The sequence below is a fragment of the Rouxiella chamberiensis genome, assembly GCF_026967475.1.
Taxonomy (GTDB): domain Bacteria; phylum Pseudomonadota; class Gammaproteobacteria; order Enterobacterales; family Enterobacteriaceae; genus Rouxiella; species Rouxiella chamberiensis.
Map to the genome: position 1 here is coordinate 1,872,637 of NZ_CP114058.1, position 24,635 is coordinate 1,897,271.

Annotated in this window: 18 protein-coding genes and 2 pseudogenes; 9 read left to right on the forward strand and 11 right to left on the reverse strand. The window is 56.0% G+C overall.

All coding sequences use genetic code 11. The annotated features are described in order from the left end of the window. Positions 1 to 145: 145 nt before the first annotated feature. The 4 genes and pseudogenes from O1V66_RS08615 to ssuD form a co-directional block, all read right to left on the reverse strand. Positions 146 to 1,560: pseudogene (locus O1V66_RS08615) on the reverse strand (LLM class flavin-dependent oxidoreductase). Positions 1,561 to 1,673: 113 nt separating this feature from the next. Continuing rightward, on the reverse strand, positions 1,674 to 3,089 hold the full coding sequence (locus tag O1V66_RS08620) for an FAD/NAD(P)-binding protein (protein WP_045046796.1): 1,416 nt from the start codon (positions 3,087 to 3,089) through the stop codon (positions 1,674 to 1,676). Beyond that, positions 3,082 to 4,185, reverse strand: coding sequence for a dimethylsulfone monooxygenase SfnG (gene sfnG / locus O1V66_RS08625; protein WP_045046795.1), 1,104 nt, complete (start codon positions 4,183 to 4,185; stop codon positions 3,082 to 3,084). Before sfnG ends, O1V66_RS08620 begins: the two co-directional genes overlap by 8 nt. 10 nt (positions 4,186 to 4,195) lie before the next feature. Further along, the gene (gene ssuD, locus O1V66_RS08630) at positions 4,196 to 5,368 is read right to left on the reverse strand and encodes an FMNH2-dependent alkanesulfonate monooxygenase (RefSeq protein WP_045046794.1); all 1,173 of its coding nucleotides are present in this window, start codon (positions 5,366 to 5,368) and stop codon (positions 4,196 to 4,198) included. 273 nt (positions 5,369 to 5,641) lie between these two features. On the opposite strand from ssuD, the gene O1V66_RS08635 reads away from it, so the two are divergent. Together O1V66_RS08635 and O1V66_RS08640 are read left to right on the forward strand one after the other, a co-directional pair. Then, positions 5,642 to 7,531 (forward strand): sigma-54-dependent Fis family transcriptional regulator, encoded by a 1,890-nt coding sequence (locus O1V66_RS08635; RefSeq protein ID WP_045046793.1) that lies wholly within the window; start codon positions 5,642 to 5,644, stop codon positions 7,529 to 7,531. Between the two features lie 131 nt (positions 7,532 to 7,662). Then, positions 7,663 to 8,571 (forward strand): sulfonate ABC transporter substrate-binding protein, encoded by a 909-nt coding sequence (locus O1V66_RS08640; RefSeq protein WP_187329786.1) that lies wholly within the window; start codon positions 7,663 to 7,665, stop codon positions 8,569 to 8,571. A gap of 57 nt (positions 8,572 to 8,628) precedes the next feature. Here O1V66_RS08640 and O1V66_RS08645 read toward each other — a convergent pair whose 3' ends face one another. Continuing rightward, entirely contained in the window at positions 8,629 to 9,669 is a 1,041-nt protein-coding gene (locus O1V66_RS08645; RefSeq protein ID WP_045046791.1) for a PLP-dependent cysteine synthase family protein, read from the reverse strand. A 15-nt stretch (positions 9,670 to 9,684) separates the two neighbouring features. Continuing rightward, positions 9,685 to 10,476, reverse strand: coding sequence for an ABC transporter ATP-binding protein (locus O1V66_RS08650; RefSeq protein ID WP_045046790.1), 792 nt, complete (start codon positions 10,474 to 10,476; stop codon positions 9,685 to 9,687). 235 nt (positions 10,477 to 10,711) lie between these two features. On the opposite strand from O1V66_RS08650, the gene O1V66_RS08655 reads away from it, so the two are divergent. Both O1V66_RS08655 and O1V66_RS08660 read left to right on the forward strand, forming a co-directional pair. Beyond that, positions 10,712 to 11,761: an ABC transporter substrate-binding protein gene (locus tag O1V66_RS08655; RefSeq protein ID WP_152623569.1), complete on the forward strand. Its 1,050-nt coding sequence runs from the start codon at positions 10,712 to 10,714 to the stop codon at positions 11,759 to 11,761. Positions 11,762 to 11,773: 12 nt separating this feature from the next. Beyond that, a complete protein-coding gene (locus O1V66_RS08660; protein WP_045046789.1) occupies positions 11,774 to 12,787 on the forward strand; it encodes an ABC transporter permease in 1,014 nt (337 codons plus the stop codon). A gap of 51 nt (positions 12,788 to 12,838) precedes the next feature. On the opposite strand, the gene O1V66_RS08665 is transcribed toward O1V66_RS08660, so the two are convergent. Next, positions 12,839 to 13,852 (reverse strand): Fic family protein, encoded by a 1,014-nt coding sequence (locus O1V66_RS08665; protein ID WP_045046788.1) that lies wholly within the window; start codon positions 13,850 to 13,852, stop codon positions 12,839 to 12,841. 271 nt (positions 13,853 to 14,123) lie between these two features. Here O1V66_RS08665 and O1V66_RS08670 point away from each other — a divergent pair, with 271 nt between their 5' ends. Beyond that, on the forward strand, positions 14,124 to 14,534 hold the full coding sequence (locus tag O1V66_RS08670; RefSeq protein ID WP_045046787.1) for a YgiW/YdeI family stress tolerance OB fold protein: 411 nt from the start codon (positions 14,124 to 14,126) through the stop codon (positions 14,532 to 14,534). A gap of 55 nt (positions 14,535 to 14,589) precedes the next feature. On the opposite strand, the gene O1V66_RS08675 is transcribed toward O1V66_RS08670, so the two are convergent. Both O1V66_RS08675 and fdhF read right to left on the reverse strand, forming a co-directional pair. Continuing rightward, positions 14,590 to 15,072, reverse strand: coding sequence for a hypothetical protein (locus tag O1V66_RS08675; RefSeq protein WP_045046786.1), 483 nt, complete (start codon positions 15,070 to 15,072; stop codon positions 14,590 to 14,592). Beyond that, positions 15,072 to 18,045 (reverse strand): annotated as a pseudogene (fdhF, locus tag O1V66_RS08680) (formate dehydrogenase subunit alpha). Before fdhF ends, O1V66_RS08675 begins: the two are co-directional and overlap by 1 nt. A gap of 313 nt (positions 18,046 to 18,358) precedes the next feature. Between fdhF and O1V66_RS08685 the strand changes: the two are divergent. The 4 genes from O1V66_RS08685 (at position 18,359) to O1V66_RS08700 (ending at position 22,568) form a co-directional block, all read left to right on the forward strand. After that, positions 18,359 to 19,675, forward strand: coding sequence for a cation:proton antiporter (locus tag O1V66_RS08685; RefSeq protein ID WP_045046784.1), 1,317 nt, complete (start codon positions 18,359 to 18,361; stop codon positions 19,673 to 19,675). A gap of 199 nt (positions 19,676 to 19,874) precedes the next feature. Then, positions 19,875 to 20,390 (forward strand): hypothetical protein, encoded by a 516-nt coding sequence (locus O1V66_RS08690; RefSeq protein WP_045046783.1) that lies wholly within the window; start codon positions 19,875 to 19,877, stop codon positions 20,388 to 20,390. A 366-nt stretch (positions 20,391 to 20,756) separates the two neighbouring features. Beyond that, a complete protein-coding gene (gene mntP, locus O1V66_RS08695) occupies positions 20,757 to 21,329 on the forward strand; it encodes a manganese efflux pump MntP (RefSeq protein WP_045046782.1) in 573 nt (190 codons plus the stop codon). Between the two features lie 429 nt (positions 21,330 to 21,758). Next, on the forward strand, positions 21,759 to 22,568 hold the full coding sequence (locus O1V66_RS08700; protein WP_269128343.1) for an amidohydrolase family protein: 810 nt from the start codon (positions 21,759 to 21,761) through the stop codon (positions 22,566 to 22,568). A gap of 75 nt (positions 22,569 to 22,643) precedes the next feature. Here O1V66_RS08700 and O1V66_RS08705 read toward each other — a convergent pair whose 3' ends face one another. Then, positions 22,644 to 23,972: an NAD(P)/FAD-dependent oxidoreductase gene (locus O1V66_RS08705; RefSeq protein ID WP_045046780.1), complete on the reverse strand. Its 1,329-nt coding sequence runs from the start codon at positions 23,970 to 23,972 to the stop codon at positions 22,644 to 22,646. Positions 23,973 to 24,016: 44 nt separating this feature from the next. Beyond that, on the reverse strand, positions 24,017 to 24,628 hold the full coding sequence (locus O1V66_RS08710) for a helix-turn-helix domain-containing protein (protein WP_045046779.1): 612 nt from the start codon (positions 24,626 to 24,628) through the stop codon (positions 24,017 to 24,019). Positions 24,629 to 24,635: the final 7 nt, after the last annotated feature.

Below are 24,635 nucleotides of genomic sequence, written 5' to 3' on the forward strand. Positions count from 1 at the left end.
TTATAGAGCGCGGCACGGCGAATAACAAACAACAAAATTTGCTATTAATTTGTTAATTATCAATAAGTTAATTTATATTTCGCGCAACACGAGGACTGGATTGGCCACAGCCTTTCCAGTCTTTCGAGAGGGAGAAAACAGGGAATTAACGCGGGGTTACGGCTTCTGTTTTCGAAACCGTTTGCGCCTGTGGCTGGCGGCGATAGCTCGCGCCCGGATGCGGAGATTGCAAACGCGCGTCCTGCCCCAACAATTTTTCACGCAGCGTGCCCTCTTTATACGCCTGCTTGTACACGCCGCGTTTTTGCAACTCGGGCACCAGCAGCTCCACCACGTCGGTAAAGGTTTCATGCGTGACCGCATAGGCCAGATTGAATCCGTCCACATCCGTCTCCTCGACCCAGTCCTGCAACTCATCGGCTACCGTCTCGGCGCTGCCCACCAGCAGCGGCCCAAAGCCGCCAATGCCAACCCAGTCGGCCAGACCCTGCACGGTCCACTGGCGATTTGGATCGGCCGTGGAGAAGGTTTCAACGGCCGATTGAATCGCGTTGGTATGCAGATGTTCAAGCACCTGATCGGGCCGGTACTGACCAAAATCGATGCCGGTCCAGCCAGATATCAGCGCCAGCGCGCCTTCATAACTGACATAGGAGGTGTACTCCTGCCACTTTGCCTGCGCCGCCCGATCCGTTTCTGCGACGATGACCGTTTGCAGATTAAAGATAAGTACACTGCGCGGATCCCGTCCGGCTTCGGCGGCACGACGGCGAATATCCGCCACGGTTTTCTTTAACAGGACTTTCGACGGCGCGGCCACGAACACGCATTCGGCATGTTCGGCGGCAAACTGTTTTCCGCGACTCGACGCACCGGCCTGATACAGCACCGGCGTGCGCTGCGGCGAAGGTTCACTCAGATGAATACCCGGCACCTGAAAGAATTTTCCCTGATGATTGATCGGGTGGATCTTGCGGGGATCGGAGAAGATGCGCCGCTCGCGGTCGCGCAGAATCGCTCCTCTTCCCAGCTTCCTTCCAGCAGTTTGTACACCACCTGCAAATATTCGTCGGCATAGTCGTAGCGGGCATCGTGATCGGTCTGCGCCTTGTAGCCAATATTTCGCGCACCGCTCTCCAGATACGAGGTCACGATATTCCAGCCTATTCGCCCTTTGGTAAGATGGTCCAACGTCGAGAGTCGGCGGGCAAAAGGATAAGGATGTTCAAAAGACAGCGAAGCAGTCAGACCAAAACCCAAATGCTCGGTGACCAGCGCCATCGGCGTAATCAATGCCAGCGGATCGTTGACCGGTACCTGAGTAGCGTTGCGAATGGCGGCCTCGTTATTGCCATCCAGCACGTCATATACGCCAAGCACATCGGCAATAAACAGGCCATCGAATTTGCCGCGCTCGAGAAGGCGCGCCAGATCGGTCCAATATTCCAGATCTTTATACTGCCAGGAGCGATCGCGCGGATGCGCCCAGAGGCCCGGTGACTGATGACCGACACAGTTCATATCAAACGCATTAAGACGTATTTCTCGTTGTGAAGACATGGCGACTCCCTAAGCCGAGGGCGGTTGACGCGCATCCTCAGCCTGTAAAAATTTGAAAATCAGAAATAAATCAGGCTTTACGCTTATCTATTCATGAAAAAATCAGGAAAATATCAGATTGATTTCAGTGAGGCCGGACATCGCTCATCGAGCCGACGCGCTGTTTCACTCAATAACTGTCTTGCTACCGACTCGGCATGCTCGGCGACCTGCGGCAAGCCCATGAGTTCGCCAAATCGTCCGCGTGCTGCCGGCCCTACAACCCGCAGATGCGGATTGGCCTGACCTTCAGTATTCAGGGTTTGTGAAAGAGCATTGACCTCAATGCCGAGTGCGAGCGGGTCGGCCTGAATCATGCCCTGCCGCGCCAGTTGATTTAACAGCGGGTCGCTGTCGAGCAGTGCGCCGTGTGCGGGTCCGGTGGTAACAATGATGTTGTCGACCAGAATATGACGAGTCTGTCCGTTGCGCTGTTGCAGCGTGAGCGCAAGCTGCTGCCCCACGGCGGAGGCCTGTAGCAGTCGTGCCGCGTTCACCTGCAAACGCCCTTCCTCCTGCCCCTGTTGCAGCACCGCGCTCACCTGTGGCGCAATTCGATAGCGGTGCACGTCCCACCACGGGCGTAAATGGCGCAAAAAACGCCGTTGCTCTTTTAGCGACAACTGCTGCCACAGGCGCTGGCCGTTTCCACGAATGTCATCAAGCACCAATTGCCACGGCAGACCCTGTGTGGCGGCCAGCGCGACCTCCTGCCGGATTCGGCGCAGCAGCGCGCGCACGGTCGTCGTTTGCAGAACGGAAGAGTCGAGGACGCGCGGCGCATATTGCCCCACCAGATTGGCGCGCGGCAGTTGACCCCGCCGCGAAAACGCCAGAATATCCCCGCGATGCCCCCGCCGATGCAGCGAAGCGACCACATCCGACATGGTCAGACCGCTGCCGATGATCGCGACGCGGCTCTCTTTGCCTACCCCGTCGAGTGCGCCACGCCGCCACGGATTGCCGATCACGGCCGGGTTTTCTGCCAACGGCCTCAGTGCCGAAGGCAGCGCGGGCGGCGGATGGCTTATCGCCAGCACCAGGTCGTCTGCCTGATAGCGTTTTCCGCCTGCCGTTACCACACTGCCCTCGTCAAATGCCACGGCAAGGTCGCGAACATGCCGAATGCGGGCCGACGATGCGGCTTTTGCCTCGGCAAAGCGCTCGGCCATATACACACCAAACTGACTGCGCTGCGGATACAGCCTGCCGTCCTCCCGGCGCGCGGCCGTATCCTGAGCGTAAGCGGCCGTTGTGCGATACCAGCGGTCGAAATCGCCCTCTTCCGCCGCCGAAAGCTGCATGCGTTCGGCCGGCACATTGATGCGGTGCGCCGGATCCCGGGTGCCGTAGGCCACACCCTGTCCCAGCTGCTCGCGGGGTTCGACAACCGTGATATTCAGCTCCGCGTTGCCGTGACGTAACAGATGAATAGCCAGCGCCGTGCCGGAGAATCCTCCGCCCACAATCACGATATGCCGTTCAGCCATGCGCCAACTCCCGCTGCTGCTGTCTTTCAAGTTCGCGGACTAACGGGATGACTTCTCGGCCAAAATACTCGACCTCCTCCTGAAAGTGCAGAAAGCCCAGCAACATCAGACTGACACCGGCATTCTTGAGCGCAATGATGCGTTCGGCAATCTGCTGCGGCGTGCCAATCAGATTGGTTTTGAATCCGTCGTTATATTGCACCAGATCCTCAAGACTCGATTTCGCCCAGTTACCTTCGCCTTCCGGTGAGGCATTACCGGCATTCTTCGCTTCGTGGGCAAAACCTTTAACGGCATCCGGATTGGCCTGCGCGATGATTTGATGCAGCACCTGCTGCGCCTCCTGCTCGGTTTCACGGGCAATTACAAAGCCGTTCACCCCGATTTTGACCTGATGCTGATTGGCCGCCGCTTTTTGCTGAACATCATCCACCTGCTGACGAATGCCCTCTACGGTGTTGCCGTTGGTGAAATACCAGTCCGAAACTCGCGCGGCCATGTCCCGCGCCGCCCGCGAACTGCCGCCCTGAAAGATTTCCGGCAGCGGGTCCAGCGGTTTCGGTTTCATTACATAGTCGCGATAGCGGTAAAAATCTCCGGCGAAATTAAAGGTTTCCTCCTGCCAAATCCCGCGCAAACAGCGAATAAACTCCTCGGAGCGCAGATAGCGCTCTTCGTGGTCAAGCCAGGGTTCGCCAATGGCCTTGAACTCGCCCCTGAACCAGCCGCTGACGATATTGACCGCGATCCGCGCCTGCGTGAGATGGCTGATGGTGGCGATTTGCTTGGCCGCCAGTGTCGGGTTCCACGGGCCGGGCAACAGTGCGGCAATCACCTTGAGCCTGTCGGTCGCGGCGAGCAGTCCGTGTGAAAAACTGACCGACTCGTGCTGATTGTCTGCGCCATAACCGGCGGTAAAACGAATCTGCGTCAGGGCGTAGTCAAAACCGGCGCGTTCGGCGATTTGCGCCAGCTTGCGGTTGTAGTCAAAGTCCCACTGGGTGCGCTGCTCGATGTTGCTGATGACCAGTCCACCGGAAACATTCGGCACCCAATAGGCAAATTGCAGCGGTTGATCCGTTATCGATTGGCTCATGACGAACTCCTTAACGCGTAGATGACGACTTTTCGGGACGACGATCGCCGCCAATGGTTTCGCCGAACGGGCCGGTATTCACCGTGCGCTGGCGTTTTTCCGCGTTCGACGCAAGGGGCAGCAACGGCATGACCAGTTCGGCGAAGCGGTGGGCCTCTTCGAGATGCGGATATCCCGAGAAGATAAAGTTTTCAATGCCGAGCGCCTGATATTCGCGAATACGCGCCGCCACCTGCTGCGGATTACCAACCAGTGCCGTGCCCGCGCCGCCGCGAACCAGACCGACACCCGCCCACAGATTAGGCCCGATGCGCAGGCCGTCGCGCGAGCCGCCATGCAGCGCACTCATCCGTGCCTGACCGGTGGAATCCATCCGGGCAAAAATTTTCTGTGCGGCGGCGATGGTGTCCTCGTCGAGATGGGCGATAAGCTTGTCGGCGGCAGCCCAGGCTTCTTCCTCGGTTTCGCGCACGATGACGTGAAGGCGAATGCCGTAATCGAGCGTGCGGCCACGGGCTTCGGCACGCTGGCGCACCACCGCCAGTTTTTCGGCCACCTGTTCAACCGGTTCGCCCCACGTCAGATAGGTATCAATCTGGTTGGCCGCCACCTCAAGCGCCTCGTCGGAAGAACCGCCAAAGTAGAGCGGCGGACCGTTCTGCTGAACCGGCGGGAACAGTACCTCGGCACCTTCGACACGAATGTGTTCGCCGTGATAATCGACCTTCTCGCCTTTCAGCAGGCGGGAATAAACCTCGAGGAACTCGCGGGTGACCTTATAACGATCCGCGTGACTCAAAAAGATGCCGTCGCCTTTGTTCTCGACAGGATCGCCCCCGGTCACCACGTTTATCAACAATCGCCCCTCGGAGAGACGATCCAGTGTCGCCGCCATACGCGCCGCCAGAGTGGGCGGTTGCAGGCCCGGACGAACGGCGACCAGATAACGCAGTTTGCGGGTAATCGGCGCAAGGGCCGAGGCAATCAACCAGGAATCCTCACAGCTTTTTCCGGTGGGAATGAGTACGCCGTAATAGCCGAGGTTGTCGGCTGCCAGCGCAACCTGCTGTAAATACGCAAGATCGACCGGGCGACCGCCTTCTGTGGTACCTAGATAGCGCCCGTCGCCGTGGGTGGGCAAAAACCAGAAAACGTTGATGTTGCCCTGTGCTGATTCGCTCATTATCACTTTCCTATATAACGATATCTTAATTTAATAGATAGAAAATTAAACTTTGGTTATATGAGAGTAAGCAGGATGCATGCCAACGAAGCGGTAACATTAATGTGATATTTTTCAATGAATTAGAATTTTCTCTTTGACTTAAAACTGTTGCAAATGCAGCAGACCATGACGCCACGCTGCTGCATTTGCAGCAATTCCGCGTTTTGCCCTCTCGTGGTCAACGCGGCTTAACGGTATGGTTTCTCCTCAGTCTGCCTCGGAGTCATTGCTATGCAACATCACGGCCCTACGCTTATCGACCCCGCATCCCTTGCTTTTCAAAGCGTGCTCGACCGGCTTGCCCCCACCGATGCCACAGTATTGATTGTGGGTGAAACCGGAACGGGCAAGGAGTTGGTGGCGCGCTATCTGCATCATCATAGCCCGCGTCGTCAGCAGCCTTTTCTGGCCGTCAACTGCGGCGCACTGACGGAAAGTCTGGCCGAATCCGAACTGTTCGGCCACGAGAAAGGCGCCTTTACCGGCGCGCGCGACCGGCATCAAGGGTGGTTCGAGGCGGCGGAAGGCGGCACGTTGCTGCTTGACGAAATCGGCGAGTTGAGTCTGCCCTTGCAGGTCAAACTGCTGCGCGTGTTGCAGGAGCGTGAGGTCACGCGCGTGGGTTCGCACAAGCCGGTGAAGGTCAATGTGCGGGTCATCGCCGCCACCCACGTGGATCTGGCGCAGGCCATTCGTGAACGGCGCTTTCGTGAAGATCTCTATTACCGGCTCAATGTCGCCGCCGTTACCCTGCCGCCGCTTAGACAGCGCCGGGAAGACATTCCGGTTCTGGCCGCGCATTTTCTGCAGCTTTACGGCCGCCGTCTCGGACGTCCGCAGTTGCAGCTCAGCGAAGAGACGCTCGCAACGCTGATGGACTATCCGTGGCCCGGCAATATACGCGAACTGGAAAATACCCTGCACAATGCCGTATTGCTGAGCCGAGATCCGGTCATCACCCCGCACCAGCTACGATTGACGCCGATGAGCACAGAAACGCTGCCGCTCGGCGAGGCGGCGCTAGACACCTTCATGCGCCAGCAACTGCAAAGCGGCGAATCACAGTTATATCGGCGCATGACGGACGCATTGGTACGCAACGCCTTTGAACTCAGCGGCAACAATCAGTTGCAGACGGCTGCACGGCTCGGGATAAGCCGAAATACCCTGCGTACCCATCTGGGTCATCTTGGCGTCATCAGGCCGCGCCGCAGTGTGGGCGGCAACGGGCAGCGATGCGCTACGCCGCATGCTGCCCATGAACGCGAACTGCGTATCGGCTATCAGAAGTTCGGCAATCTGGGCATTCTCAAGGCGCGTCAATTGCTGGAGGCGCAGTTTGCCGGCAGCGGCATCAGCGTGTTGTGGAGCGAGTTTCCGGCCGGACCGCAATTGCTGCATGCGCTCGGAAATGGCGAGATAGATTTCGGCACCACCGGCGAAGTACCGCCGCTGTTTGCCCAGGCCAATGACAATCGGCTGCTGTATGTCGCGTGGGAACCCGCCGCGCCGCAGAGTGTGGCCTTGCTGGTCGCCAGCGAAAGCCCCATTGCGACGATAGCCGACCTGCGCGGCAAGCGGATAGCGGTGAATAAAGGTTCCAACGTGCACTACCTGCTGGTGCAGATTCTGGATGAAGCCGGGCTGACTCTGGACGATGTCCGCGTGGTGTATTCGCCGCCGAAATACCCGCTGACGCCAAGCGATCATCACGCGGTCGATGCCTGGATGATGTGGGACCCCTTGCTCAGCGATGCCGAGCGCTGCGGGCAATTACGTGTGATAGCCAACGGCAGTGGCCGCGTGAACAATCATCAGTTTTATCTGGCGCATCGCGATTTCGCCGCGCATTCGGCGGATCTGCTGCATCAATTAATGGCGGCGCTGGTGCAAACCGGCCGCTTTATCGATGCCAACCGCAGCGACGCCGCCAGCCTGCTCTCTGCCGAGCTTGGCCTGCCGACCGAATCCTTGACCCACGCGCTTGCCCGTCGCAGCCATCAGACGCAGCGCATGGACTTGACTATCATTCGCTACCAGCAGGCAATCGCCGATCGCTTCTATGCATTGGGCCTGATTCCACGTGCCATCAAGGTGCGCGATGCGGTGTGGGCCGAGTAACTTTTCGTCTAAGTTATGAATTTTATCTATTAAACGCTTATTACAACTTTTGTTATGTTTTGTGCACTTAATGTCTTTCAGGAATAAACAAGATGAAAAAGCTGATTCTGAGCGCCCTGACCGCCGCGATTATGCTGGGTTCCACGGCCTCTGCATTTGCCGAAACCGCGCCTAAGGTGGTGAATATCGGCTATCAGAAAGCCAATATTTTTGCCCTGCTGAAATATCGCGGCACGCTGGATGCTGATTTCAAAAAACAGGGTATCGAGGTGCGCTGGGTAGAGTTCACCGCCGGTCCACAGATGCTTGAGGGCTTGAATGTCGGCAGTATCGATCTCGCGGCAACGGGTGATGCGCCCCCTGTGATAGCGCAGGCGGCGCAGGCTGATCTGGTCTATCTGGCGCACTCGCCAGCCAGTCCGAAAACCGAAGCTATCGTTGTGCCGGAAAACTCGTCGGTGAAAACCGTTGCCGACCTCAAGGGTAAACGCGTGGCGCTGAACAAAGGCTCCGACGTCAACTATCTGCTGGTCGCCGCACTTGAGAAAGCCGGTCTGACTTACAAAGACATTACCCCGGTTTACCTGACGCCAAGCGATGCCCGTGCCGCTTTCCAGCGTGGCGCGATTGATGCCTGGGCGATTTGGGACCCGTTCCTGTCCGAAGTGGAAACCAACGCCAAGGCCCGCGAAGTCACCAATGCCGAAGGACTGGTGCCGCACTACACCTTCTTCCTTGCAAGCCGCAAGTTTGCCGACACCTATCCGCAAACGGCGGTCAAGCTGGTCGATGAGTTAAAGACCACCAGCGATTGGGCAAATGCCCATCCGGATGAAACCGCCGACATTCAATCGAAATCGACCGGACTGGACAAGGCTATCTGGGCGAAGGCGCTGGCAAGAATGCCGTTTGGCGCGCAGCGCATGACGCCCGAGGTGTTCCAGGAGCAGCAGGTACTGGCGGACAAGTTCAAAAAGGTGGGATTACTGCCGGTCGCCGTCAATGTCAGCAGCGCGACCTGGTCTCTCGACAAAAAATAGCGGATATCAATTAAACCTTGCCCCGCCACGTTCTGCGGGGCAGCGAAACACTTTGGGTCAGGCCGGAACCTGACTTTTCAGCAGGGCCGAAATTTTTATCTGCTCGACGCTGAGTTGCGGGTTGAAGAGGCCGGTGGAGAGATAGGTCAGTCCGCTGTCGGCCAGTATCGTGACAATTCGCTTGCCTTTGTTTTCCGGTCGACGGGCAATCTCGCGCGCTGCAAACAGGACCGCACCCGAAGATTCCCCGACCAGAATGCCGTCCGTCACTGCCACCTCTCGTGCCACCTGCACCGCCTGCCAACTCTCGACGGCGTAGGCCTCGTCAAACAGTTCGCGGTCCAGCGTCAACGGCACCCTTTCCGGGGTCACGGTACTGAAGGCATGCACGCCGGTTATCTCTTTGGCTTCGGGATTATCCCTGTCGGGAATCGAATGAACGCCCGGTTCCACGGCAATAAGTTGCACATCGGGGTTAAGCTGTCGCAGATATTTTCCGGCACCCGACAACGTTCCGCCCGTGCCGACCGACGCAATCACAATATCGACCCGGCCTGCGGTCTGCTGCCAGATTTCCGGTCCCGTGCTGTGATAATGCGCCCGCGGATTGGCCGGATTTTCCAGCTGATAGGTGAAATAGATATTGGGTTCCTTGCGGATCACGTTGTCAGCCAGCCACTTGGCGGCGGCCACGAAATCTCCGTCGCTCTCTTCGAGAATTTTATCGAAGCCCGGCACCTGACTAAACGGGATGATTTCTGCGCCGAACGCGCTTAACACTGCAAAACGCTCATCGCTGAGCTTGTCATGCAGATAGACGCGAAATTTATACCCTTTTGCCGCCGCAATGGCCGCCAGACCGATGCCGGTATTTCCGCTGGTGGTATCCACCAGCGTCACGCCCGGCTTTAATTTCCCGGTGCGTTCGGCTTCTTCAATCATCGCCAGCGCAATGCGGTCTTTAATGCTGTGGTTCGGATTAAAATATTCCAGCTTGGCCAGAAGATCGACGTCGAGGTTATATTGCTCGCGAAAACGGTTAAGGCGTAATAATGGCGTGCTGCCTACCAATTCGGTAATGCTGTTATTGATGGTCATGATGAACTCCATTAATTAGGCAACGGGCACATCGGCGCCGAGTAATTGCAGCGCCTCTGTGCGTAATTCAACCAAACGCGGATCGTCGCGGCGGCGCGGATAAGCCAGGGGCACGTCGATGGTGTGAATAATGCGCGCCGGACGCGGGCTGAAAATCACGACGCGATTCGCCATCAGCAGCGCTTCTTCCACGTCGTGCGTAACCATCAGCGCCGTGAACTGCTGTTCACGCCACAGCGACACCAACTCCTGCTGCATGCGGATACGGGTCAACGAGTCCAGCTTGCCGAGCGGTTCGTCGAGAATCAGCAGGCGGGGATGATTAACCAGCGCACGCGCCAGGGCCGTACGCTGCGCCATGCCGCCTGAAAGCTGATGCGGCCAGGCATTGGCGAATTGAGCAAGACCTACCTTATTCAAAGTATTATCAATATGTTGGCGGCTCGCTTGCGTCAGCTTCCCCCGCGTCTGTAAACCCAGCGACACATTGCCCCACACGCTGCGCCACGGGTACAGCGTCGGGTCCTGAAACACCACCACGCGGCTGGGATCGGGTTGCAGCAGCGGACGACCGTCTTCGTAGATGTCGCCCACACTCGGGTTGTCGAGTCCGGCCACCAGACGCAGCAGCGTAGATTTTCCGCACCCTGAAGGTCCAAGCAACGCCACAAACTCGCCCGGCTCGACGTTGAGCGAAACATCATCCAGAACGGGCAGCGTTTTGCCTTCCAGATAAAAGGCGTGACTGACCCTATCAATATTCAATGCTAATCCCGTAGCGGAATTCACTGTGTCGCCTGAAAGCATGGCTTACCTCATCCATCATATTTATGAATAAAATATTCCGCGTTTCCGGGCAAAGGTAAATGCTCAATACCAGCAAAGCTAATCCCGAAATTGAATAAGCCTGAGACGCAATTATAAATGCGCATTTGTTATTTCAGCCCGTTCGCTGTTTTTGTCACAGTAGTCAACTAACAAATCTTTACAAACAGCCTGACGTATATTTTTCCTTTTTCATAAACTAATAAGAGAGTGTTCGATGGCAGGATTTACCGACTCTTCACGGCGTGCATTTATTCAACGCGCAGGTTTATTGGGCGCAGGCCTTGGTCTGACCTCGGCGCTGCCTGCATGGGCTGCCAATACCGCGGCGGACAGCGTCCCATTAACCCCTATCAAGCTGGCCTGGGGACAGACCGCAGTGTGTCAGGCACCGATTTCCGTCGCGCTTAAACAGGGTTTCTTCAAAAAATACGGGCTGGATGTCGAGCCGGTCAACTTTAGCGGCCCGACCGACTCTTTATTGCAGGCGATAGCCACCGGTCAGGCCGACGGCGGCATCGGCATGGCGCTGCGCTGGCTAAAACCGCTGGAACAGGGTTTTGATGTTGATCTTACGGTCGGCACGCACGGCGGCTGTATGAGATTACTTGCCCCAAAGAATGCGGGCATCAACAGCGTGCGGGATCTGGTCGGCAAGAATGTCGCGGTGAGCGATCAGGCCAGCCCGTTGCGTAATTTCTTTGCGATACAACTCGCGAAACAGGGCATCGATCCCGACAAGCAGGTCAATTGGGTGCAATATCCCGCCGACCTGTTTGGCGAAGCATTGCGCAAGGGCGAAGTGCAGGCGATTGCCAGCGACGATCCGCAGGGCTGGCTCATCAAGAAGCGTTACGATCTGATTGAGGTCGATAACAACATGAACGGCGAATATCGCATGATGACCTGCTGCGTACTGGGGTTGCGGGGGTCGTTGGTGCGCGACAATCCGGCGGTTGCCAAGGCCATTACGCAGGCGATTGTCGATGCACAGCAGTGGACCGCAGATAACCCCGAAGAAACGGCTAAAATCTTCGCGCCGTTTGTGCCGGGCAACGTGCCTATCGATGACATCGCCGCGATGCTCAAGGAGCACACGCATAACCACCATTCAACCGGCGAACAACTGCGCGGCGAGGTGGCGACGTATGTCAACGAGTTGAAACTTATCAATGTTATCCGCCCGGATACGGATGCACAGAAATTTGCCGACCATTATGTGCCGAATTTGCTGCCTGCCGCACACGACACCATGAAAATGAGCTGATAAGGAGTGCCGATGTCCAGTGAAACGCTCGACAGGTTAAATCCTGCCGCTGTTCGCCAAAAACAGGGAATAACCCCTGCGCTGACAATCGCGCTGCTTGCGTGGTGGGCGTTGGTGGCCTTGATGGTCTTCTGGCCGGACAAACCGGTCGGCTTCGCCCCGCCCCGGTTTGTTGGCGAAACGCATCGGTTATTTATGGGGGTAGCCGCTGCCTTGACAATTGCGGCGCTGGTTGGCCGCGTGCTGCAATGGCGCGTGCTGTTTTCGCCGCTGCAACGCGCTGCCCGCTGGCTTATTGCGCTGGCAGTCCTGATAGGCATTTGGGAGATAGTGACGGCAAAACTGGCGCTGCTGCCCGCACCATTTTTCGCCCCGCCGAGAGCGCTGGTCGAAGCCTATGCCACTGACTGGCAACGGCTTGGCGACAGCGTGCTCAACTCCTTGCGCCTGCTGGCTTTGGGCTTTATTTTTGGCAGCTTAAGCGGGTTTGTGACCGGCGTTGCCATCGGCTGGTCGCGTGGATTGGGTTACTGGGTGCATCCCATTCTCCGCTTCCTGGGGCCGGTGCCCTCTACCGCCCTGCTGCCGCTTTCCTTGTATTTCTTCCCGTCGAGCTTTTCGGCCGCCATCTTTCTTATCGCACTGGCGACCTGGTTCCCGGTGACGGTATTGACGTGGTCCGGTGTCTCGAGCGTCGATTCGCGTTACTACGACGTGGCAAGAACGCTGGGTGCGGGCAATCTGTTTCTGATATTGCGCGTCGCTATCCCGGCTTCGCTGCCGCATGTATTTGTCGGGCTGTTTATGGGATTGGGCGCGTCGTTTTCGGTACTGGTCGCCGCAGAAATGATGGGGGTGAAATCCGGATTGGGCTGGTATTTGCAGTGGGCGCAAGGCTGGGCTGCCTATGCCAACATGTATGGCGCGTTGATCGTGATGGCGCTGCTGTTCTCGTCGCTCATCACTCTCCTGTTTGCCGTACGCGACCGCGTACTCGCCTGGCAGCAAAGCGCCGTGAAGTGGTGATAAACCTGTCAATTCGCCGTCGCCCTGAAGTTAACAGGGTGGCGGCGATCATTAAGTGATTATCCAGTGTCCGTTTCTAGGTGTGCCGATACGCTCGATTTTGTTCTTTTCTTGAAGTAATTTTAAATTACGCTCAATGGTTCTCAAGCTGATGCCCAAATGCTCCGCTAATTCACTGCGCGTGGCGGCTGGCTGTTCTTTGAGGACTGTGAGTAGCATGGCGGCCGTGCGAGTGATTCCCTGTTCAGGCTTAACCGACATTTTGACCGACATATTGACCGACATTTTGTCGGTTTTGGCGCTTTGCTCGTTAATCCCTTCATTAAGTGCCTCAATGAGTTTCTCCAGCATAAAGCTGATAAAAACAGTGCAATCACTGGCGCGATCGCACTCACCCAATACGCGATAATAATCCTGCTGCTGTTTGAAAATCAGCGTTTCAACGGGCAACCATGCCAGTTCCGAACGCCATTGACTTAACATTAGGGTTTGCCATAAGCGCCCCATTCGGCCATTGCCGTCCGCGAAGGGGTGTATGAATTCGAACTCGTAATGGAAAATCGAACTGGCGATGAGCGGATGTAAATCCGTGTGTTTTAGCCAGTCAAGAAGCTCATTGACGAGACGATTAAGCTGATTGGCAGGAGGTGCCATATGAATCAGCTGCTTTTCGCGGTAAATACCTACCTCTCCCTGACGAAGAACGCCCGGATAATCCACCAGTCCTTTCATCAATATCTGGTGCGTCGCAAGGAGATCTTTCCGGCTTGTGCTGTCGAGCGTCGGGAGCTTTTCGTAAGCCAGCAGTGCATTACGCACTTCCTGAATATCTTTGGGTGGCGCCAGAACCCGTTTGCCCTCAATGATATCGGTGACCTGCTGCGTTGAAAGGCTGTTCTGCTCGATGGCTAGAGAGGCCTGGATCGTGCGGATACGATTCTCTTTTCGCAATAAAGGGGAGGCGCGCTCGGCCTGTGCCGCCCACCGGCCCAGCAGTTCACCTACCGTGATGACCTGATTCAGGATCAAAGGCGTTATGGAAAAGGGAGGCTGATAACCCGCCATTGAGTATCCTTGAATTCGAGAACGGTGAAATACGTGAATGCTGCGATTATAGGGAGCCTATGCCACGGTGTCACGGCCGATAAATTTCTCTCAAATGTGAACTTGGTTGCACGAAAGTCCTTATTTATCCTCATATAATAGCCAAATATCACATACTGACCTAAAATCATCGTTACCTTCAGGCTGTTTGAAATGGCGTCGGTATTGGCACTCTGGCACCAACGATTTTGGGCTTGGCCTGATTTAGACCGTTTTGTAAAAGGATGACAACATGAAAAAGGCTTCACTCGCACTGTTTGCAGCACTGTTTAGTCTCTCGGCCATGGCAGCCCCTCCGACCGATGGCGGTTTTGATCCTTCTGCCGCGCCACCGCCGCCTCACAAGCAGGAAAGCGGCGTTAAAGGTGCCGATGATGCCCGCATTGGCAGCAACGTCCGCCAACTGATGTCCAAACCGCAGCGCGAAAACGCCTGGGTGTCGCTGGAAGGCAATATCATCAAGAAAACCGGTGACAACACCTATCAATTCAGAGATAAAACCGGCTCGATCGACCTGATTATTCCGCACGACAAATGGCGCGGACACACGGTTAAACCCAATACACTGGTCAACATTAACGGCCACCTGAAAAAAGACCACGACCACATGTATGTCGAGGTGAATGCGGTTCACGCCGACTAACCCATCTCAAGCTGTCAGGGAGCTTACGCGCTGGCGCAGACTCCCTGACAGCCCCTCAGGCCTGTGTTTTCTTGCCGCTGTAGCGGGTAATCGGTTTCTCCGGCTCCTGCGCCATCCCCTGCGAAAATGACTTTATGCCCTGCAGCAACGGCGAAATTGCGCCCCACAGCTTGTCATCCTGCAATATCTTGATGGCTCCGCGAATACCGGGTGCCTTGCTCTCCTGTTTGTCTTGAGATGCCGTACTCAGCGCATTGGCTCCGTCGGTAAGCGCCATCAACAGCTGATTGAACCGCTCGGGAGGCACGCGCGACAGCGCCATCAGCAGCAGCGATAAGTTCTGTACGGTGGTTTGCGAGCCGGGCTGCGAGAGGCCATCGACCAATACTTTGGCAATCTGCGTATTGGCGCACACCAAATCGTTGGCCAGGCGCAAAAACCCGTGCTTGTGCAGATTCTCCAGCAGTGTACCCAATGCCTCGCTGGCGTCGGGCTGCGTCTGGGTAGGCGGAACGTCGTAACTCATCTTCTCGGCCATTAGAATTTCTCCGGATGCGGTGTATGTTCGGGCGGCAAGGTGTAGCCCTCCTGTTGCCATTTCTCCTCGACCGGAACGTGGGAAAGTGGCGTACGTTTGCCGTAGCGGAAGTTATGCGCGGGCAGCGGACTGCCGTTGTTGGGTTGTCCGCTTTTACTCATTTTCACCGCCAACTCTTTATAGGCCGGCGTGTTGACGTCAGGATCGTGATGCTCGCCAGTCAGGGCATTCACGCCGTTTTCGCCGAAATGAATAGGAATAAACAGCCCGTTACCGGCCACGCGATCGGTAATCAGTACCGGCACCTCTATAGAACCGCGACGCGATGTCAATGTGACCCAGTCGCCCTCTTGCAGTGCGCGTTCGTCCGCCAACTGCGGGCTGATTTCAACGAACCAGTAAGGCGATATCGACAGAATGCGTCCTCCCGGTCCCGTCTGGTTGGTGGACTGGAAGTGCTCGAGCATTCGGCCGTTGTTGAGGGTTAAATCGTAGTCGTTGTCGGGTTGCTCCTGCGGCGGATTCCACTCCAGCACGTGAAGCCTGGCCTTGCCGTCGGGAAACTTGAATTGCTCGGTATAGAGCAGCGGCGTGCCGGTGCCCTCGGCGTTGACCGGCCACTGCTGTGACTGCCAGCTGCTTAGACGTGGATAGCTCACGCCCGCAAATGCCTCGGCGATGCCCGCCGCTTCGGCCATGATTTGCGAAGGATGGGTGTAATACCACGGATGCCCCAGACGACTCGCCAGTTCGGTAAGAATGCGCCAGTCAGGGCGGCTGTCGCCAAGCGGCGGCATGACCTCGTAGAATCGCTGAATACGGCGTTCGGTATTGACGAAGGTCCCCTCTTTTTCAACGCTTGGGCACGAGGGAAGCACTACGTCGGCAAATTCGGCAGTGCGGCTCATGAAAATATCCTGCACCACCATAAACTCCAGCCGACTAAAGGCTTCGTGAACGGTGGTGGAATCGGCATCGGCGAAAGCCGTTTCTTCACCGATCACAAACATCGCCTTCACTTCACCCTTGTGCGCTTTCTGCACCATCATAAAGTTGTCGGCACCGGCCTTGTCGGAAAGGTGTTCCGGCGCAACGCCCCAGGCTTTGGCCCACTTTTCCCGCATTTTGGCGTCGGTCACTTTCTCGTAACCCGGATACATGTTGCTCAGACAGCCAAAATCGCTGGCACCCTGCACATTATTATGTCCGCGCATCGGATAGGCTCCCGTTCCCGGACGGCCATAGTTGCCCGTGACCAGCAGCAGATTGGACAGCGAGGTGCTGGTGTCGGCACCGTGACTGTGCTGGGTAATACCCATCGCCCAAAGGATGCACACACTTCCTGCCTGACCTATCATCTCGCCTGCCGTACGCAACTGCTCGACGGTCAGGCCGGTATGTTCACTGGCGTACTCCAGCGTGAAGGGTTCGAGGCTTTCACGATAGCGCGCTACGTCATTCACCCGCGCGGCGAGGAAGGCTTCGTCGGCATAGCCTGCATCGAACATATAGCGCGACATCGCCGAGGCCCAGAGCATATCCGAACCCGGACGAATGCGCAGATAGCAGTCGGCGCGCTCGGCCATCTCATGCGCGCGCGGGTCGACCACCAGCAGTTTCTGGCCGTTATGCTTGTGGGCCTGTTTGATACGTGTGGCGATAACCGGATGATTTTCAGCCAGATTACTGCCCACGATCACAATCAGCTCCGACTGGTAGAGGTCCCCGATGCTGCCCGCATCGCCGCCGTAACCTACCGTGCGAAACAGGCCTTCCGTCGCCGGATTCTGGCAATAACGCGACGAGTTATCGACATTGTTGGTGCCAAAAATCAGGCGGGCAATCTTTTGGGTAAGGTAGGCTTCTTCATTGCTGGCCTTGCTGGAGCCGATAAACCCGATGCTGTCACCGCCGTGTCGATGGGCGATGTCGGTTAATCGACTGGCGACCAGAGACAGCGCCTCGTCCCAGCTTGCCGGACGAAAACGGCCGTTTTCACGAATCAACGGCGTGGTCAGCCGCTTCTCGCTGTTGACGAAATCCCAGCCAAACTTGCCCTTGATGCAGGTCGAAATACCGTTGACGGGCGCATCGGCCACCGGCTGAACCTTGAGGATATGGCGGTCGCGGGTCCACATTTCGAAGCTGCAACCCACGCCGCAGTAAGTGCATACCGTTTTGGTCTTCTTTATCTCATGCTGGCGCATCGCCATGTCCATGATAGAGATGCCGGTAATGGGCCCCATGCCAATCGAATGTTCGAGCGATTTTACAAAGTTTATCATCGGGCGTTTCAAATCGGGCGGCGCGGAGGTAAAGGGGCCGGCATCTGGCTGCATGGTCTTTTCCAGCAGCGCATTACACGGACACACGGTCACACAGTGCCCGCAGCTTACGCAGCTCGAACCGGCAATCTGCTCGCCGCCGTCCCACAATACGCGGGGATGGTCGCTGGTGTAGTCGATGGACAGGGTTTCGTTGACTTCAACGTTTCTGACAGGCTTCAACGCAGCGGCCGCAGAGAATGCACTGATCCGGATCATAGGTATAAAAGGGGTTGGAAAAATCCTTGGCCGAGGGCTTTGGCTCATAGGGATAGTATTGAATCGGGATGTGCATGTCGGCGACGGCGTTGTGCAACGTACAGTCGCCGGTATTGTGTTCGCATACCGTGCAATACAGCTCGTGCCGGTTGAGCACGCGATCCATGCCCTCTTCCTGCGCGGCTTTTGCATGGGTGTCGAGACTCGATACCGTCATTCCCTCGTAAGTTTGCAGCGTACAGCCGCGAACCAGTTCATCTTGGTGGGTGACCCAGCAAACATCGCAGGTTTGTAGCGGTTGAAGTGCTTCGTGATAACACACGTGCGGAAGTTTTTCGCCGTGCTGGTCCAGAAAATCGATTAACGGTTGCCCGCTGCGCCCTGTAATTCTGTTGCCATTGAAAATAATTGTGCAGGTTTCATTGCTCATTCAAGATCACCACTCGACATTGCTACGCTAAAGGTTGAAACGCTTTTTATGCTTATTTTTTATTGAAGGTAAACTTCTGTTATTAAAGCGTAGCCGCTGACGAGGGGTTTCCAGAAGGGGCGTGTTCAGAATGCTCTCATATCGCAAAATTCTTTTTTTGTGAGTGGCGAAACAAAAAGGTTCTGCTAACTTTTATGCGTAATTTCCCCTGTGTTCCAAGCGACTTTGCCCGCCCTGTGCGGGTATTTTTTTGCCTGTACTATAATAGGTTGGATTGGTTGTTACTTTTTTTACATTTTAGCCTAGGGGAATTATGAATTATCTCGCATGGACTGCCGGAGTCGGTGGTTTGCTGCTGCTTATGTCGCTGTCATTTGGCTGGATTAATCGCACACCGATCCCTATTTTCGGGATTTACCTGCTGGTCGGCGTACTTTGTGGCCCTTGGGGGCTGGATTTACTGCATCTTGATATTACTGCCCACTCGACGCTGGTCAGCCACATCACCGAATTCGCCATCGCCACTTCGCTGTTTATCACCGGATTAAAAATCCGCGTGCCGTTGCGGGCCAGCATCTGGAAGATAGGATTTCGGCTCGCCGTGCCCGCCATGATCCTGACTGTGGGCGGGTTAATGTTGATTGCCCACTTTTTTGCCGGTCTGTCGTGGCCCATTTCGCTCGCGCTCGCGGCCATCATCGCGCCAACGGACCCCGTTCTGGCGAGCCTGATTGCGGTCAATGACTCTCGCGATGACGATACCCTGAGGCTGTCATTGTCGAGCGAAGCGGGTCTTAATGACGGCACCGCCCTGCCGCTATTGATGCTGGCCTTGTTGTGGCACAACGCCGAAGGTGGGGTTTCAGGAACAGAACTGCTGCACTGGTTTTCCATCGACGTTATCTGGGCGCTGTTTGCCGGTATCGGCATCGGGTATGGGCTTGGGCGCATCGTCGGGCTTATTTCAACCCATTGGCGTCATATTCAGGGCGAAGACGCGCCGAGTGATTTCATTGCGCTGGCGCTGATTTGCCTGAGCTATTCGATTGCGCTTGCCGTGGATTCGTCAGGCTTTCTCGCGGCCTTTGCCGCCGGTGTCGGCCTGCGCAGTGCGGAAATCAAGGTTCAGCGCAGAAATCCGACGGATGAAGAGGAAGACGACAATCCGCCGGCCGAAATGATGATCAACCCGCATCTTCGCCACGCGATTCAGGAACGCAGTCCGCTGAAAGCCGTCGGGTTGGTGATTGGCGATGCCCTGTCCTTTGGCGACACCATCGAGCGCCTGATGGCGGCGGCCATCGTTATCGTATTGGGGGTTACGCTTGCGCTGCACTGGGATCCGTCGGCATTGATTCTGGCGTTTATTCTTTTCTGCATTGTTCGCCCGCTGGCAGTGTATATCTCGACCATAGGTTCCAGTTATTCCAGGCAGCAGCGATTGCTGTTTGGCTGGCTGGGTATTCGCGGCATCGGTAGCCTTAACTATATTGCCTACGCCTATATGCATGGCATGCAGGGAAATGAAGCCGACACCATGACCAACTATGCGCTGACAATTATTACCGCCAGTGTGTTGATACACGGAATTACGGTCACGCCGTTGCTGAACTTCTGGAATCGTCGATAGCGGTCATCCTTATTCTGTTACCTCGCTCTCGGATGATGAGGATAGCTCCTGATAAGATACTATTTATAAATCCTTGTTATTAAATGTTATTTAACTATCAGGCGCTATTCTCATGAACGTTGGCATATCGAGTTCTTGTTCACGACCCTCTGTTCTACCAACCGACTCTTCCCGCCCGTCAGCCCGTTTGCACTTAATTATGCGCTTGGCGAATGTCGTAATCTCCCGTATTACGCCTGCGACGGTGCGGGCCAATGCTCCCCAGGAAGACTACGGCTTACGTTATCTCGACCCATTCGGTCTGGAAAAGACCTATGTCGAAGGGAAATCTCGTCTGGTGAAAGCCGCCGATACCCCTTTCGACGCCGAGAGGCTTTCACATCTTATCGGTACCGGCAATCCGCTTAAAATACGGGTCACGGAAACCACCAGCGCGGTAGAAGTGCCCATGCAGGATGTCAACGGGGAAGTTTATCGGGTGCGCAGTCATTTCGTGCATTACAGAGGGCCGAAAGGACAGGCGACCATCATGCCCAACGGCGAGGTCGACCTCTCCGAAGCCCAACACATGCGACGCAATATGCTGCCCGGCATGGCAAGAAAGGCCGGTGAATTTGCGATGTTTGAAATTCCGCCCGAGCAGATGTTGCAACGCACTCGAGGCACTTTCTCTTGTTTTTATCCCCTCGGCGCATCCTTGCACCCGCGCGCCTGATGGCGGCAGGCGTGTAAAAATGCCCGCACGCAACGGCGAACGGGCAATTATCTTCAAAATTTTGTACCTGTACAAAGTTTGGGGGTATCGCCAAAATCAGGCCGAATCCCGCATTCCCCACAATTGCAGGGGATATCGCCTTCCCGACTAACTTTCTCTATTCCCTCAATGTTTTACCGTCTCAGTTGGTTAAATTTCACCACTATTGAGGATGTTTTGCCCAAGTATAGCCTGTGCTAAGTATCTTACCACTTGCTATAAGTGCATGAAAAATATGGTTTTTTTATTCAATCTTTTGTGGCAGTATAGCCGCCTCTTTTCACTAATAGCCTTTTTTCACCTTCGAAGGCTTAATTGGTCTGTTTTATGAACACTTATGCAATTCTGATTTTAGCGTTTGGTATGTCGATGGACGCATTTGCTGCCGCAATTGGCAAAGGCGCCGCACTGCATCGCCCACCGTTAAGAGAAGCATTGCGGACCGGCCTTATCTTTGGCGTCATTGAAGCCATCACGCCGATTATCGGCTGGGGTATCGGCCTCGCTGCCAGTCAGTTCATCATGAGCTGGGACCATTGGGTCGCCTTCATTCTGCTGCTGGTGCTGGGCGTGCGCATGATTATCGAAGGAGTGAAAAAAGAGAAAGTCGAAGAGTGCGACGTGCCGCGTCGCCACGGTTTTTGGCTGTTAGTGACAACCGCGATCGCCACAAGCCTTGACGCAATGGCCGTCGGCGTGGGTCTGGCATTTTTGCAGGTGAACATTCTCGCAATGGCCTTGACCATCGGCGCAGCCACCACGATTATGGCCACCACCGGCATGCTGCTTGGCCGCTTCCTGGGCGCGGCCATTGGAAAATGGGCCGAGATCCTGGGTGGCGTGGTGCTTATCGGCATCGGCTCATCCATATTGGTCGAACATCTGGGCTTGCTGAGCTAAGTCCGATCTTATGGCTTCCCATTGCGCCCTCGTTGATTTTTATTAATCCGAGGGCGCTGTGCATTTTGTACCCTGCGCAATCTAGCCGTCCGGCTCCCTTCCTCTATTTCGTCATCCCCCTTTCTCGGCAAAATACTTTCCAAACAGGAATCGATCAATTAACAAAGAGGCGTGGCAGTTATCGTTCTTCCTATCAATACTTGGCAATGGCTTCGACCCTACACCCGAATGCTCATACCAATAATCTGTTATGGAGAGAACATTGAACAATAACGCGCATAATAATCTCAGCCGACGTTCGTTCGTACTGGGAATGGCTGCCCTCGGCGCTTTCGCAGGAATCACCCGACACGCATTGGCGTCTCCCGAAAAATCCCCCTTGGCAGAAGCTTCACGCCGCCTGCGGGTGCCTGCGACTGCCATCATCATATTTATGACGCCCGATTTCCCACGGTACCCGGCGCAACATTAACCCCGCCGCCGGCCACCGTTTCGGATTATCGTCTTTTGCAACATCGGCTTGGCACGACGCGCAACGTCATTGTGACGCCTTCGGCCTACGGCACGGACAACCGTTGCCTGCTTGATGCGCTACAGCAGATGGGCAGCCAGTCGCGTGGCATCGCGGTCATCAATTCACAGGTTACGGATAAAGAACTCGAAACCTTGCATCGCCACGGCGTGCGCGGGATTCGCGTATTGTTTGGTCGAACCAATCCAGTAACACCCGAAGAAATTGAACCCCTCGCCGCACGTATCAAACCGCTGGGTTGGCAGATGCAATTCTATATGCCTGCGGCACAACTCGCTTCGTTGGCCGACCGGTTGGTGAAACTGCCCACGCCTATCGTGATTGACCATATGGGGCATATTCCACAACCGGAGGGTGAAAATTCGCAGGCCTACAAGGCGATGCGCCGGATTCTGGACAGTGGCAACGGTTGGGTGAAACTTTCGGGTGCCTATATGGATACCAAAATCGGTCCGCCGCATTATCCAGACACGTCGGCGATTGCCCGCAGCTTTATCGCCGCAGCGCCGGAACGGGTAGTCTGGGGTTCCAACTGGCCGCATCCAGCGGCACAGGCGGGTGAAACCCCCTTGCCCGATGACATGAACCTGTTTAACCTGCTGGCAGAATGGGCACCCAACGACAGCCTCCGGGCAAAGATTCTGGTCGACAACCCGGAAGCCCTGTTCGGTTTCAATGCCGATACGCGCGCCGTCGCGGCCGTGTAAAGGTCCAACACATGGCCCCGATGGAATTTCGGGGCCATGCCCACGTCGGCTTGCAAAACTCCCCGTGGCCGTATGTTACATCATCTGCGGTTGGCGAATGGCGCTGCCGTCACTGAAGCGGCTCAGACGATACGCCGACATATCGGTGTAGGGCCGCTCATTCATGACCTGTTGACTGATAAGCCTTGCCGCGCCGGGGCCGATACCGAAACCGTGTCCACTAAAGCCGGAGGCGATGATAAAGCCCGGAATTTTTTCGCTTTCATCGATGACCGGCACAAGATCGGGCGTGGTATCAATCCAGCCGCCCCACGCGTGGTCAATGCCAATCCCCTTCAACTGCGGAAACTCTTTCTCTATTTCGGCGATCGCCATGCGCAGGATGTCTTTATCGGCGGCGGGATCCAGAGTACGGATTTTCTCGAACGGCGACACGTTGTCGAAGGTCCAGTTCCCTGCGGCTTCAGGGCCGTTAAAGAAAGAACCGTTAACGCGGAATTTAAGCTTCTTCGCTACTTTACTGCGGTACATCGGCAAGAATTTAGCGACGTTACGCAGGTTTTGCGGCGCGAGATCCATTCGGCCCAATCCCGGCACGGCAACGGTATAGCTGCCGTCGATGCGGCGGCGCATCGCCAGATTCGGCGTACTCAGACAACCTTCAACCACCTGCGGCGCGACGGTGGTTTTGAAGGCCGTACCCAGAATATTGGCGCTGGGTAATTCGATGCCATGGCGATGACAGAAACGTGCGCTCCACGCCCCGCCGCAACAGATAACCTTGTTAGCCTTGACCAGTCCATGCTCGGTCCACACGCCCGTCACCCGGCCAGCGCTGATTTCGAGTCCGCGAACCGCACACTGCTGCTGGATATTGGCGCCGAGTCGCTGAGCGCCTATCGCCATCCCCGGCACCGCTTTCGAGGGTTCGGCGCGGCCGTCGGTCGGTGACCAGATACCGCCCACCCACGACGAGGCGCTGCCGCTGCGTTGCGCGGCTTCCTTACCGGTCAGCAGCTGGCTGTGAAAACCCATGACCTCGGCTTTCTTGCCCCAGGCTTCCCATTTCGCCACATCGGTTTCGCGGCTGGTGCAGTAAAGAATGCCCGTACGGCGAAAACCCAAATCGATGCCAATCTCTTCGCCCAGTTCGCTCCAGCGCTGCAAGCTGTTCATCGCCATCGGCAATTCATAGAGATCACGGTTCTGCTGGCGGACCCAGCCCCAGTTGCGGCTCGACTGTTCGCCAGCAATAACACCCTTTTCCAGCAAGGCGACGGAAACGCCGCGCTTTGCCAGCTCATAAGTCGTTGCGGTGCCTATCACTCCGCCGCCTATCACGACGACATCGACTTCCTTCGGGAAAATGGGACTATTGGGTACCGCATCTATTTTTACGCGCATAAGACAACCTTATTGCCGAGGTCGAAAATCTGTAAATGTCGAAATCAGAGATGTTTGTCAGTCTGCACCAGCATGACCCACAACACCTGAGATTCCAATGACGTATGATTGAAAACGTTATGCAGCAGATGGCTTTTGAACTGGAAGCTGTCACCGGGATAGAGCACGGATTTTTCGTCCTCGATTTCAAGCGTCAACTCGCCGCTCAGCAGCAGACCGGCCTTTTCGCCTTCCCCCACCAGCATCTGTTCGGAACGCGCGCCCGCAGGCACATCGATAATCATGAATTTGACATCGTAGTCGCCCGGCGGCGAAAGCAGCGATTTGGCAATGCCGCTCGTGCCGACATGGAAATGCGGGCGATCGTTTTCGCGTCGAATAAAGTGCTCAATGCCCGGTGTGGCGGCCTCTTCCCCTTCCAGAAAGTAGGTGAGCGGCACGTTGAACACCTGCCGCAGCTGTTCCAGCATCCGAATGGTGGGGTTGGTCAGATTGCGTTCAATCTGGCTAATGGTTCCCGCAGAAACACCGGCCTGCGCCGCCAGTTCGCTGATGGTCAGATTACGGGCTTTGCGCATTTTCTTTAAGCGCAGGCCAATATCCGCTTCGAGCGAACTGATATCGGGCTCGACGGGCTTGAGATTGCTTCGGGTCATTCGGTTC

Excerpts from the sequence above, each read along its gene's own strand:
- O1V66_RS08710 (WP_045046779.1), bottom strand. The coding sequence starts at position 24,628 with ATGACCCGAAGCAATCTCAAGCCCGTCGAGCCCGATATCAGTTCGCTC.
- O1V66_RS08650 (WP_045046790.1), bottom strand. The coding sequence starts at position 10,476 with ATGCTTTCAGGCGACACAGTGAATTCCGCTACGGGATTAGCATTGAAT.
- mntP (WP_045046782.1), top strand. The coding sequence starts at position 20,757 with ATGAACACTTATGCAATTCTGATTTTAGCGTTTGGTATGTCGATGGAC.
- O1V66_RS08655 (WP_152623569.1), top strand. The coding sequence starts at position 10,712 with ATGGCAGGATTTACCGACTCTTCACGGCGTGCATTTATTCAACGCGCA.
- O1V66_RS08705 (WP_045046780.1), bottom strand. The coding sequence starts at position 23,972 with ATGCGCGTAAAAATAGATGCGGTACCCAATAGTCCCATTTTCCCGAAG.
- O1V66_RS08670 (WP_045046787.1), top strand. The coding sequence starts at position 14,124 with ATGAAAAAGGCTTCACTCGCACTGTTTGCAGCACTGTTTAGTCTCTCG.
- O1V66_RS08690 (WP_045046783.1), top strand. The coding sequence starts at position 19,875 with ATGCGCTTGGCGAATGTCGTAATCTCCCGTATTACGCCTGCGACGGTG.
- sfnG (WP_045046795.1), bottom strand. The coding sequence starts at position 4,185 with ATGAGCCAATCGATAACGGATCAACCGCTGCAATTTGCCTATTGGGTG.
- O1V66_RS08675 (WP_045046786.1), bottom strand. The coding sequence starts at position 15,072 with ATGGCCGAGAAGATGAGTTACGACGTTCCGCCTACCCAGACGCAGCCC.
- O1V66_RS08645 (WP_045046791.1), bottom strand. The coding sequence starts at position 9,669 with ATGACCATCAATAACAGCATTACCGAATTGGTAGGCAGCACGCCATTA.
- O1V66_RS08640 (WP_187329786.1), top strand. The coding sequence starts at position 7,663 with ATGCTGGGTTCCACGGCCTCTGCATTTGCCGAAACCGCGCCTAAGGTG.
- O1V66_RS08665 (WP_045046788.1), bottom strand. The coding sequence starts at position 13,852 with ATGGCGGGTTATCAGCCTCCCTTTTCCATAACGCCTTTGATCCTGAAT.
- ssuD (WP_045046794.1), bottom strand. The coding sequence starts at position 5,368 with ATGAGCGAATCAGCACAGGGCAACATCAACGTTTTCTGGTTTTTGCCC.
- O1V66_RS08685 (WP_045046784.1), top strand. The coding sequence starts at position 18,359 with ATGAATTATCTCGCATGGACTGCCGGAGTCGGTGGTTTGCTGCTGCTT.
- O1V66_RS08620 (WP_045046796.1), bottom strand. The coding sequence starts at position 3,089 with ATGGCTGAACGGCATATCGTGATTGTGGGCGGAGGATTCTCCGGCACG.
- O1V66_RS08635 (WP_045046793.1), top strand. The coding sequence starts at position 5,642 with ATGCAACATCACGGCCCTACGCTTATCGACCCCGCATCCCTTGCTTTT.
- O1V66_RS08660 (WP_045046789.1), top strand. The coding sequence starts at position 11,774 with ATGTCCAGTGAAACGCTCGACAGGTTAAATCCTGCCGCTGTTCGCCAA.